Below are 11,729 nucleotides of genomic sequence, written 5' to 3' on the forward strand. Positions count from 1 at the left end.
GGCCGTCGGCATCCCGGCGGAAAGCGGCGGCACCCGATCCCCGCGTCCCCGGGCGCGCGAGAGCCATGACCCAGACACACACCTCTTCTGCGGCGTCCGCCGCGACACCCAGCCTCCTGCGTCTCGCGGGCCTGCCCTACTTCGTCATCGCGTTCATCGCCCGTCTGCCGTTCGCGATGATGGTCGTCGGCGTCCTCACGGTGGTCGTCTCGGCCCGCGGCTCCCTGGCGCTGGGCGGACTCACCTCGGCGGCTGTCGGGCTGGGCACGGCCGTGGTCGGCCCGCTGCTCGGCGCCGCAGCCGACCGCTACGGTCAGCGCGTCGTACTGATGATCTCCGCCGTCGTCAACGGCACGATGCTGGCGGTGTTCGCCTGGGTGGTCTACAGCCCTGCCGGCGATCCGATCGTCCTGACGACCGCCCTGCTGATCGGCGCATCGGCGCCGCAGGTCTCGCCCATGTCGCGTTCGCGGCTGGTCGCGATCATCTCCGAGCGGATGCCGGAGAGCACGCGGACCAAGACCATCTCGGGCACGTTCTCGTACGAGTCGGCGGCCGACGAGACCGTTTTCGTGTTCGGGCCGTTCCTGGTCGGCGTGCTGGCCTCGGCGATCGCGCCGTGGGCGCCCCTGGTCGGCGCGGCCGTCCTCACGTTCGTCTTCGTCGGAGCGTTCGCCCTGCACCCGACCGCCCGTCACATCTCCGCGGAACGCCATGCCGACGGTTCAGCGCCGTCGCGCGCCTCGGAGCTGTTCCGGCCGGAACTGCTCGTGGTGGTCCTCGGCATTCTCGGCGTCGGACTCTTCTTCGGCTCGATGCTGACCTCGCTCACCTCCTTCATGGCCGACCGCGGAGACGCTGAGCAGGCGGGACTCCTCTACGGCGTGATGGGGATCGGATCGGCGGCCCTGGCGCTCGGCGTCGCGTGGCTGCCGGCGCGGTTCACCCTGCGCGCGCGCTGGCTGGTGTTCGGCGGCATCCTGTTCGCCGGAACACTGCTCGTCGCCTCCGCCTCGTCCGTGCCGTCGATGCTCCTCGCGCTCGCCATCATGGGGATCGGCATCGGCCCGACCCTGGTCACGCAGTACAGCTTCGGGGCGGCACGCAGCCCCCTCGGGCGCTCCGCGACCGTCATGACGATGCTCGGCTCGGGTGTGGTGGTCGGTCAGGCCGCGGCATCCGCCATCACGGGCGAAGTCGCCGAGACGCTCGGAACGGGTGCCGCGCTGCTGATCCCGGCGGGCGCGGCGGCGCTCGTGCTCGTCGCGGGCATCGCGAACTGGTTCCTCAGCGACCCCCGTCGCGCATCGCGACCACCGGTGCGTTGACCCGGCGGAAGACGCTCCCCGCATCCCGGCTACGCTGGAGAGACCGATCCGGGTGAGGGAGTCTCCATGACCGTTGCGGAATTCGTCGTCGTCGCCAACAGGCTGCCTGTGGACCGAGTCCACGGGCCGGACGGCGAGGAGATCTGGCGGACATCGCCCGGGGGACTCGTGGCCGCCCTCGAGCCGGTCATGCACTCCGTCGACGGCGCATGGGTCGGTTGGCCCGGCCAGGCGGATCTCGAACTCGAGCCGTTCGAAGCCGGTGGCCTCCGCCTGATCCCCGTCGCGCTGAGCGAGGAGGAGGTCGAGGAGTACTACGAGGGCTTCGCCAACGACACGATCTGGCCGCTGTACCACGACGTGATCGCCCCACCGCAGTACCACCGGGAATGGTGGGAGGCGTACGTCACGGTCAACCGCCGCTTCGCCGAGGCTGCGGCTTCGGCGGTGGCACAGGGCGGCACGGTCTGGGTGCACGACTACCAGCTGCAGCTCGTGCCCGAGATGGTGCGCGCTCTGCGCCCCGATGTCACGATCGGCTACTTCCACCACATCCCGTTCCCCGCACACGGCCTGTACGCGCAGCTGCCCTGGCGCGATCAGGTGCTGCGCGGACTGCTCGGTGCGGACGTGATCGGCTTCCAGCGCACGCAGGACGCCAGCTACTTCCTCGCCGCGGTCCGCCGCCGGCTGCGCCACGAGGTGAAGGGATCGAACGTCACGGTTCCGGAGGAGGACGGCACGCGCACGGTCCTGGCCAAGGCGTTCCCGATCTCGATCGACACGGTGCCGTACATCGAACTCGCCGCGCGCCCCGACATCCAGGCGCGGGCGGCCGAGATCCGCGAGAGCCTGGGCAATCCCAAGAAGATCCTCCTCGGCGTCGACCGGCTGGACTACACCAAGGGCATCCGGCACCGCATCAAGGCATACGCGGAGCTGGTCGCGCAGGGCACGCTGAACGTCGAGGACGTGACGTTCGTGCAGGTGGCGAGCCCCAGCCGCGAGCGCGTCGACTCCTACGTCCAGCTGCGCGACGAGATCGAGCTCTCGGTCGGCCGGCTCAACGGCGACTACGACACGATGGGCCATACCGCCATCCGCTATCTGCACCAGGGCTTCCCGAGGGAGGAGATGGTGGCGCTGTATCTCGCGGCCGACGTCATGCTCGTGACGGCCCTCCGCGACGGCATGAACCTCGTGGCGAAGGAGTACGTCGCAACCAGACGCGACAACCGCGGCGTCCTCGTGCTCAGCGAGTTCACCGGGGCCGCGGACGAGCTCCGCCAGGCCGTGCGCGTCAATCCGCACGACATCGAAGGGCTCAAGGACGCCATCATGACGGCCGTCCAGATGCCGTCTGCCGAGCAGGGACGGCGCATGCGCGCCCTGCGCAAGCGCGTGCTCGAGCACGACGTCAACGCGTGGTCATCGTCGTTCCTCTCCGCTCTGCGGGCCGCGCAGAACAAGCCGACCTCGTCGTCGTGAGAGGCTGGGAAATGCCCGCCTGCCTGAAGGAGACACCGCAGTGACCCGCACCTGGACGCCTGGAACCGCCGACGACGCACTGACCGCGATCGCCACCACGCCGCGGCTCGTGATCGCGCTCGACTTCGACGGTGTGGCCTCGCCGCTTGTTCCGGAACCGATGGCGGCCAGGGCGCTCCCCGCGGTCAAGGAGCAGATCGCACGGCTCGTCGCGCTTCCCGACACGCTCGTCGCCTTTGTCTCCGGTCGCAGCATGCACGATCTGCGCATCATCACGGAGCACGAGGACGACTCGACGGTCGCGCTCGCCGGATCGCACGGCGCGCAGTACTGGTTCCCCGGCACGGGAGAGGCCGCTGCCACGGGCGAGGCCACTCAGGACGGAGCACGTGAAGAGCTCTGGGAAGCGGCCAAGCCGATCATCGCGCGCTACGAGGGAGCCGAGTTCGAGCCCAAGACGTTCGGTATGGGTGTGCACACCCGCCGGGCCACGCCCGAGGTCGAAGCCGCCGTGTTCGCGGAGATCGACGCCCTCGTCGCCGAGCGCTTCCCGCACTGGCGTCGACGCTCGGGCCACCGCGTGCTGGAGTTCTCCTCGCGCACCGAGGGCAAGGACGCCGCGATGGGTGTTCTGCGCGAGCACTTCGACGCCACTGGCATCCTGTTCGCCGGCGACGACGTGACCGACGAGGACGCCCTGCGGGTGCTGCAGGACGGCGACCTCGGCGTCCGCGTCGGACCGGGGGAGTCGGCGGCGACGCTGCGCGTGCAGAGCCCGCAGGAGATCGCCGAACTTCTCGCGCAGGTGGCGACGGAGCGGGCCGCCGGACGGGAATAGACTGCCGTCATGGCCTCGCAGGAACCCACGGACGCGTCCGTCGACATCAAGCCCCGCAGCCGCGTCGTCACGGACGGGATCGAAGCCACCACCTCGCGAGGCATGCTCCGCGCGGTCGGCATGGGCGATGCGGATTGGGAGAAGCCCCAGATCGGGATCGCCTCGAGCTGGAACGAGATCACTCCCTGCAACCTGAGCCTGGATCGCCTGGCACAGGGAGCCAAGGAGGGTGTGCACTCCGGTGGCGGCTACCCGCTGCAGTTCGGCACCATCTCCGTCTCCGACGGCATCTCGATGGGGCACGAGGGCATGCACTTCTCGCTGGTCTCGCGCGAGGTGATCGCGGATTCGGTCGAGACCGTCATCATGGCGGAGCGGTTGGACGGCACGGTCCTGCTGGCCGGCTGCGACAAGTCGATCCCGGGGATGCTCATGGCCAGCGCCCGGCTCGGACTCTCCAGCGTGTTCCTCTACGCCGGCTCGATCGCCCCCGGCTGGGTGAAGCTGTCGGACGGCACCGAGAAGGACATCACGATCATCGACTCGTTCGAGGGCGTCGGCGCCTGCCGCGCAGGAAGGATGAGCGAAGAGGACCTCAAGCGCATCGAGTGCGCCTTCGCTCCTGGTGAAGGCGCGTGCGGCGGCATGTACACGGCGAACACCATGGCGTCCGTCGCCGAAGCGCTGGGGCTCAGCCTGCCCGGCTCCGCGGCACCGCCATCCGCGGATCGCCGACGCGACCAGTTCGCGCACCGCTCGGGCGAGGCCGTGGTGAACCTGCTGCGTCAGGGGATCACCACGAAGGACATCCTCACGAAGGAATCGTTCGAGAACGCGATCGCGCTCGCGATGGCGCTCGGCGGTTCGACCAACGTCGTGCTGCACCTGCTCGCGATCGCCCGCGAAGCCCAGATCGACCTGGATCTGCACGACTTCAACCGGATCGGCGATCGGACGCCGCACATCGCCGACATGAAGCCGTTCGGCAAGTACGTCATGAACGACGTCGATCGCCAGGGCGGCATCCCAGTCATCATGAAGGCGATGCTCGACGAAGGACTCCTGCACGGCGACGCGCTGACGGTCACCGGAAAAACCGTCGCCGAGAACCTGCGCGACCTCGATCCCGACCCGATCGACGGCGAGGTCATCCACACGTTCGACAACCCGATCCACGCCTCAGGCGGCATCACGATCCTGCACGGCTCGATGGCACCGGAGGGCGCCGTCGTGAAGTCCGCCGGCTTCGACGCCGACGTGTTCCAGGGCCCCGCGCGCGTGTTCGAGCGCGAACGCGCTGCGATGGACGCCCTCGCCGAGGGCACGATCCAGGCGGGCGATGTGGTGGTCATTCGGTACGAGGGGCCCAAGGGCGGACCGGGGATGCGCGAGATGCTCGCGATCACCGGAGCCATCAAGGGCGCTGGGCTCGGAAAAGATGTACTACTCTTGACGGACGGACGATTCTCAGGCGGCACAACCGGCCTGTGCATCGGCCACATAGCACCCGAAGCGGTGGACGCAGGTCCTATCGCCTTCGTGCGCGATGGTGATCTGATACGGGTCGATATCGCAGCTCGTTCTCTCGACCTACTCGTCGACGAAGCGGAGCTCGCCTCCCGCCGCTCTGGCTGGGAGCCGCTTCCCCCGCGCTATACCCGTGGCGTTCTTGCCAAGTACGCAGCCCTCGTGCGCTCCGCAGCCGAGGGAGCGACGACCGGTTGAGTCCCTGGCCGCCCGAGGCCCGTCCGCCTCACATCGACGTCGCTGATCAGATCCGAGGAAACAAACATGACTGCTGATTCCGTGTCCGCCGTGCCACGGCCACCGGCCCGACAGGCCGCCGCCCCCGAACTCACCGGTGCTCAGGCCGTCGTCCGATCGCTCGAACTGCTCGGGGTTACCGACGTGTTCGGCATCCCCGGCGGCGCGATCATGGAGGTGTACGACCCGCTGCTCGACTCGACCGAGCTGCGTCACATCCTCGTGCGCCACGAGCAGGGCGGCGGACACGCTGCCGAGGGCTACGCCGCGGCGTCGAACAAGGTCGGCGTCACGATCGCGACCTCCGGACCCGGCGCGACCAACCTCGTCACCGCGATCGCGGACGCGTACATGGACTCGGTACCGATCGTGGCGATCACGGGACAGGTGTTCTCCACGCTGATGGGCACGGACGCGTTCCAGGAGGCCGACATCGTCGGCATCACGATGCCGGTCACGAAGCACTCGATCCTCGTCAAGGAGGTCAGCGAGATCCCCGCCGCCATCGCCGCGGCCTTCGAGATCGCCTCGACGGGGCGCCCCGGCCCCGTCCTCGTGGACATCACGAAGGATGCTCAGCAGGCGAAGGCTCCCTTCATCTGGCCCCCGAAGATCGACCTCCCCGGCTATCGGCCGGTGACGAAGGCGCACGGCAAGCAGATCCAGGCGGCGGCGACGCTGCTCTCCGAAGCCAAGAAGCCCGTGCTCTACGTCGGCGGCGGTGTGATCCGAGGCCGCGCATCGGCCGAGCTCAAGAGCCTCGCCGAGACCACCGGCGCACCGGTCGTCACGACCCTGATGGCCCGCGGCGCGTTCCCGGATTCGCACCCGCAGCACCTCGGCATGCCGGGGATGCACGGCACGGTTCCCGCCGTGCTCGCGCTGCAGGAGTCCGACCTGATCCTCGCGCTCGGCGCGCGCTTCGACGACCGCGTGACCGGCAAAGCCGCGCTGTTCGCGCCGAACGCGAAGGTCGTCCACGTCGACATCGACCCGGCTGAGATCTCCAAGATCCGCACGGCCGACGTGCCGATCGTCGGCGACGTGCGCGACGTCCTGGTCGACCTCGAGACCGCGTTCCGCAGCACGATGGGCGCCGCCAAGCCCGACACCGACGAGTGGTGGTCGTACCTCGACGGACTGCGCGACGAGTTCCCGCTCGGCTTCCAGCCCACCACCGACGGGCTGCTGTCGCCGCAGCACGTGATCCAGCGGATCGGCGAGCTCACCGGCCCCGAGGCCGTGTACGCGGCCGGCGTCGGCCAGCACCAGATGTGGGCCGCGCAGTTCATCAAATACGAGCGCCCCAACTCGTGGCTGAACTCGGGTGGCGCCGGAACCATGGGCTACTCGGTGCCCGCGGCCATGGGCGCCAAGGTCGCGGAGCCGCATCGCGTGGTCTGGTCGATCGACGGCGACGGATGCTTCCAGATGACCAATCAGGAGCTGGCCACCTGTGCGATCAACAACATCCCGATCAAGGTCGCGATCATCAACAACTCCTCGCTCGGCATGGTGCGCCAGTGGCAGACGCTGTTCTACGACGGCCGTCACTCCAACACCGACCTGAACACCGGCCACGGCACCATCCGCATCCCCGATTTCGTCAAGCTCGCCGAGGCCTACGGATGCCTCGGGATCCGGGTCGAGAAGGAAGAGGATGTGGATGCCGCGATCAAGCTGGCCCTGGAGACCAACGACCGGCCGGTCGTGATCGATTTCGTCGTGTCGGCCGATGCGATGGTGTGGCCGATGGTGCCGCAGGGCGTGAGCAACAGCTACGTCCAGTACGCCATCGACCACGCGCCGTCGTTCGAAGAGGAGATGTGAGCCCATGTCCACTCACGTTCTGAGCCTGCTGGTGGAAGACACCCCCGGCCTGCTGACGCGCGTCGCCGGGCTCTTCGCCCGCCGCGGCTTCAACATCGAATCCCTCGCCGTCGGTGTGACCGAGGTGCCTGGTATCTCGCGCATCACCGTCGTCGTGGACGTCGACCAGCTGCCGCTCGAGCAGGTGACCAAGCAGCTGAACAAGCTCATCAACGTCATCAAGATCGTCGAGCTCGACTTCGCGACCTCCGTGCAGCGGCACCACGTGCTGGTGAAGGTGCGCACGGACAACGCCACGCGATCGAACGTGATCGAGATCGTCAACCTGTTCCGTGCCTCCGTCGTCGATTACGCCGCCGACGCCGTGGTGATCGAGGTCACCGGCGACAAGGGCAAGATCGACGCGATCCTGCGCGCTCTGGAGCCCTTCGGGATCAAGGAGCTCTCGCAGTCCGGCCTGCTCGCCATCGGGCGAGGCGGCAAGAGCATCACCGAGCGCGTCCTGCGCGGCTGACACCAAACCAGACCACCACCAAGGAGAAACACAAGTGAGTACTGAGATCTTCTACGACGCCGACGCCGACCTGTCGCTCATCCAGGGCAAGAAGGTCGCGATCGTGGGCTACGGCTCGCAGGGCCACGCCCACGCGATGAACCTGCGCGACTCGGGCGTCGAGGTCGCGATCGCCCTGAAGGACGGCTCGAAGTCCATCGCCAAGGCGGAGGAGGCCGGCTTCCCGGTCAAGAACGTCGCCGACGCGACGGCGTGGGCCGACCTGATCATGATCCTCGCGCCGGACCAGCACCAGCGCACGATCTACTCGGAGTCGATCGCGCCGAACCTGGCCGCAGGCAAGACCCTCGCCTTCGCGCACGGGTTCAACATCCGCTTCGGCTACATCGACGCGCCTGAGGGCGTCGACGTCATCCTGATCGCGCCGAAGGCACCTGGCCACACCGTGCGTCGCGAGTTCGTCGCCGGCCGCGGCATCCCGGACATCATCGCCGTCGAGCGCGACGCGTCCGGCCAGGCCTGGAACGTCGCACTCTCGTACGCGAAGGCGATCGGCGGAACCCGCGCCGGCGTCATCAAGACCACCTTCACGGAGGAGACCGAGACCGACCTGTTCGGTGAGCAGGCCGTGCTCTGCGGTGGCATGAGCCACCTCGTGCAGGCGGGCTTCGAGACGCTGGTCGAGGCGGGCTACCAGCCGCAGATCGCGTACTTCGAGGTGCTGCACGAGCTCAAGCTCATCGTCGACCTGATGTGGGAGGGCGGCATCGCCAAGCAGCGCTGGTCGATCTCCGACACCGCCGAGTTCGGCGACTACGTCTCCGGTCCGCGCGTCATCGACGCTCGCGTCAAGGAGAACATGAAGGGTGTGCTCGCCGACATCCAGTCCGGTGCCTTCGCGAAGCGCTTCATCGAGGACCAGGACAACGGCGGAGCGGAGTTCCTCGAACTGCGCGCCAAGGAGCAGGAGCACCCGATCGAGGTCACCGGCCGCGAGCTGCGTTCGCTCTTCTCGTGGAAGCAGACCGACGAGGACTACACCGAGGGTTCGGCCGCGCGCTGATCCGCTCGAACGATGAAAGAACGGGCGTCCCTCACGGGGCGCCCGTTCTTTCATCTCGTCCGGGAGGCGCTCAGCGCGTCAGCTCCTCCAGGATCTCCACGACGTGACGGTACGGCCTGCCGGTCGCACGGCTCATGCCGATCTCGCACGTCCGGTTCGCGGATACGAAGGCGTCGAAGCCGCCGTTCGCAGTCTCGGCCGCCGCGATCTCCGCCGACTCGACGGCAGTCGCGCTGGCGGTGAGCTCGGGATGCAACATCCCGCGGTCTCCCGCGAACGCGCAGCATCCCCAGCCGTCCGGGACGTACACCTGGTCGGCGACGGCCGCGGCGATCGCGGTGAGCGCGCCGGTCGCACCGAGGGCCGTCGTGGAGCAGGTCGGGTGCACGGCGATCCGGTCCAGCTTCTCCGAAACCGTGAGGCGGGGGAGCACCTCTCTGGCGATGTAGGTGGTCGCGTCCTCGATCACGAGTCCGGCGTACTCCGGTCGTTCGGCCACGGATTTCGCGAGCATCACGTGCAGGCCTTCGGTGCACGAGGCCGCGTCGCACACGATCGGGAGGTCTCCGTGCCGGCTGGCCTCCCAGAGCGACGCCAGCACGCGGTCGGTCATGCGGTCGTAGCCGGTGAGATGCCCCTTCGACTTCCACGGCGTTCCGCAGCACAACCCGCCGGCGTCGTCGGGGATGACGACCGGGATGCCCGCCCGATCCAGCAGCGCCATCACCGCATCGCGTGACCCCTCGCCGTGCTCCTCGGGGCCGAACATCGTCCCGATGCACGCGCCGAAGAACACGGCCTGCGCGTCCGCGGGGGAGGCGGGCCGCGGCGGACGCGAACCGCCACGGGGGAGGCCGGCGTCATACAGCGGCACGGTGTCAGCGCCGAGCACGGCGCGGCCGAGTCTGGTCACGGCGGTCACGAGCGGAGCGGGCACGGCATCGGCGACGGTCAGCGCGACGCCGCCGACCCTGGTGACCGCGCCCCAGTTCTTCGCCGCGACATCCCACACGCCGTCCTCGAGTCTGGCGGCTTCCTCCGCGCGAAGGCGGCGCACGAGATCACCGGTGTTGATGTCGACGGGGCACGCGACGCCGCACATGCCGTCGACCGCACAGGTCTGCACGCCCTCGTAGTCGTAGTCGGCGCGAAGCTCCTCCAACAGCGCCGTGTCGCCCTGCTCCTCGGCCCAGGCCATGTCGCGGCGCAGGACGATCCGCTGACGCGGTGTCAGCGTGATGTCCTTGCTCGGACACGTGGGCTCGCAGTAGCCGCACTCGACGCAGCGATCCACCTCGCTTTCGACCGTCGGGACGCGCTTGAGGTCGTGGAGGTACGAGTCCGGGTCGTCCGAGAGGACGACTCCGGGGTTGAGGATCCCCGCCGGGTCCACCAGCCGCTTGATCTCCCACATCATGTCGGTGAGGAAATCGCCGTATTGGCGTCGCACGAACGGAGCCATGATCCGCCCCGTCCCGTGCTCGGCCTTCAGCGAGCCGCCCTGTCCCAGCACGAGGTCGACGAGGTCCGCGGTGAATCGGCGGTACCGGGCGAGGCTGTCCGCATCGTCGAAGCGCTCGTTCAGAAGGAAGTGCACGTTGCCGTCCTTCGCGTGACCGAAGATCACCGAGCCGTCGTAGTCGTGCTCGGCGAAGAGCTCGATGAGGCGCTCGCATGTGACGAGAAGACGGTCGACCGGCACGACGATGTCCTCGAGCAGTGCGGTCGTGCCGGACGGACGCGCCCCGGCGACGGCCGTGTAGAGGCCCTTGCGGACGTGCCACAGCGATGCGCGCTCGGCGGCATCCGTCGTGAGCTTCGGTGCGACCGCCAGGGGGAGTGTCTCGAAACGGGCGATGGCCGCCGCGGAGGCCTCTGCGAGCTCGTCGCTGTCCGCGGCGTGCACCTCGACGAGCAGGGCCGCGTGCGCGTCGACGGCGATCTCGGAGATGGAAGCAGGGACATCGCTGAGCCCCTGTGCGACGCGCAGTGACGCGGCATCCAGCAGTTCGACCGTCGCCAGCCCCTGATCGACCAGGCCGGGCAGTGCTGCCATCGCATCGGCGAGCGTGGTGAACACGAGCAGCCCCGTGGCGATCTGCGGGCGGATCTCGATCGTGCGGAAGCGCGCCTCGGCGACGAAGGCGAGCGTCCCCTCCGAGCCGATCACGAGATGCTCGAGGATCTTCACGGGGTCTTCGAAGTCGAGCAGCGAGTTCAGCCCGTATCCCATGGTGTTCTTCATCGAGAACTGCTGACGCACGAACGCCACGGCATCCGGCGACGAGAGCAGGCGCTCGCGGAGCGCGAGCAGACCGTCGGCGAGATCCGGTTCGGCGGCGCGCAGGCGCTCGTCGGCATCCGCGGCCGCAGTGTCCAGGATCGTCCCGCCGGGGAGGACCAGCACGAGCGAATCGATCGTCCGGTACGAATTCTCCGTGATACCGCATGCCATGCCGCTGGAGTTGTTCGCGACGACGCCGCCGATCGTGCAGGCGATCTCGCTGGCCGGGTCAGGACCGAGCTTGCGGCCGAAGCGGGCCAGTCGCGTGTTCACCTGCCGGACCGTCGCGCCTGGTCCGACGCGGACGAGCGCACCGTCGTCCTCGATCGTGATGCCGCGGAAGGCCGAGCGCGTGTCGACGAGGATGTCGCCGGTCACGCCCTGGCCGGACAGGCTGGTTCCTCCGGATCGGAAGGTCAGCGAGCGTCCGGCCGCCCGGACGGCGGCGAAGGCGCGTGCGATGCCCTCGGCATCCTGCGGCGCCAGCACCGCATCCGGCACGAGCAGATAGTGCGATGCGTCGTGCGCACGGGCGAAGCGATCGATCGATCGCGAGGTCACCCTTGTGTCCGCCCCGAGCAGATCTGCGTCGAGGGGATGGGCGAGTGTCGTGGACACGG

At 68.7% G+C, this 11,729-nt stretch carries 7 protein-coding genes and 1 pseudogene; 7 read left to right on the forward strand and 1 reads right to left on the reverse strand.

The window, feature by feature from the left end; translation table 11 throughout:
- Positions 1 to 65 precede the first annotated feature (65 nt).
- The 7 genes and pseudogenes from OED01_RS06690 to ilvC form a co-directional block, all read left to right on the forward strand.
- On the forward strand, positions 66 to 1,328 hold the full coding sequence (locus OED01_RS06690) for an MFS transporter (RefSeq protein WP_264157595.1): 1,263 nt from the start codon (positions 66 to 68) through the stop codon (positions 1,326 to 1,328).
- A gap of 66 nt (positions 1,329 to 1,394) precedes the next feature.
- The gene (locus tag OED01_RS06695; protein WP_264157596.1) at positions 1,395 to 2,816 is read left to right on the forward strand and encodes an alpha,alpha-trehalose-phosphate synthase (UDP-forming); all 1,422 of its coding nucleotides are present in this window, start codon (positions 1,395 to 1,397) and stop codon (positions 2,814 to 2,816) included.
- 40 nt (positions 2,817 to 2,856) lie between these two features.
- Entirely contained in the window at positions 2,857 to 3,654 is a 798-nt protein-coding gene (otsB, locus tag OED01_RS06700; protein ID WP_264157597.1) for a trehalose-phosphatase, read from the forward strand.
- 9 nt (positions 3,655 to 3,663) lie between these two features.
- A complete protein-coding gene (gene ilvD, locus OED01_RS06705; protein ID WP_264157598.1) occupies positions 3,664 to 5,379 on the forward strand; it encodes a dihydroxy-acid dehydratase in 1,716 nt (571 codons plus the stop codon).
- Positions 5,380 to 5,445: 66 nt separating this feature from the next.
- Positions 5,446 to 7,248: an acetolactate synthase large subunit gene (locus OED01_RS06710; RefSeq protein WP_264157599.1), complete on the forward strand. Its 1,803-nt coding sequence runs from the start codon at positions 5,446 to 5,448 to the stop codon at positions 7,246 to 7,248.
- A gap of 4 nt (positions 7,249 to 7,252) precedes the next feature.
- A complete protein-coding gene (ilvN, locus tag OED01_RS06715; RefSeq protein WP_264157600.1) occupies positions 7,253 to 7,762 on the forward strand; it encodes an acetolactate synthase small subunit in 510 nt (169 codons plus the stop codon).
- Positions 7,763 to 7,781: 19 nt separating this feature from the next.
- Positions 7,782 to 8,825, forward strand: a pseudogene (gene ilvC, locus OED01_RS06720) (ketol-acid reductoisomerase); the annotation flags it as partial.
- 70 nt (positions 8,826 to 8,895) lie between these two features.
- On the opposite strand, the gene OED01_RS06725 reads toward ilvC, so the two are convergent.
- Complete coding sequence (locus OED01_RS06725) at positions 8,896 to 11,670, reverse strand: FAD-binding and (Fe-S)-binding domain-containing protein (protein ID WP_264157601.1); 2,775 nt, start codon at positions 11,668 to 11,670, stop codon at positions 8,896 to 8,898.
- Positions 11,671 to 11,729: the final 59 nt, after the last annotated feature.

It is taken from the genome of Microbacterium sp. M28, assembly GCF_025836995.1.
Taxonomy (GTDB): Bacteria; Actinomycetota; Actinomycetes; order Actinomycetales; family Microbacteriaceae; genus Microbacterium.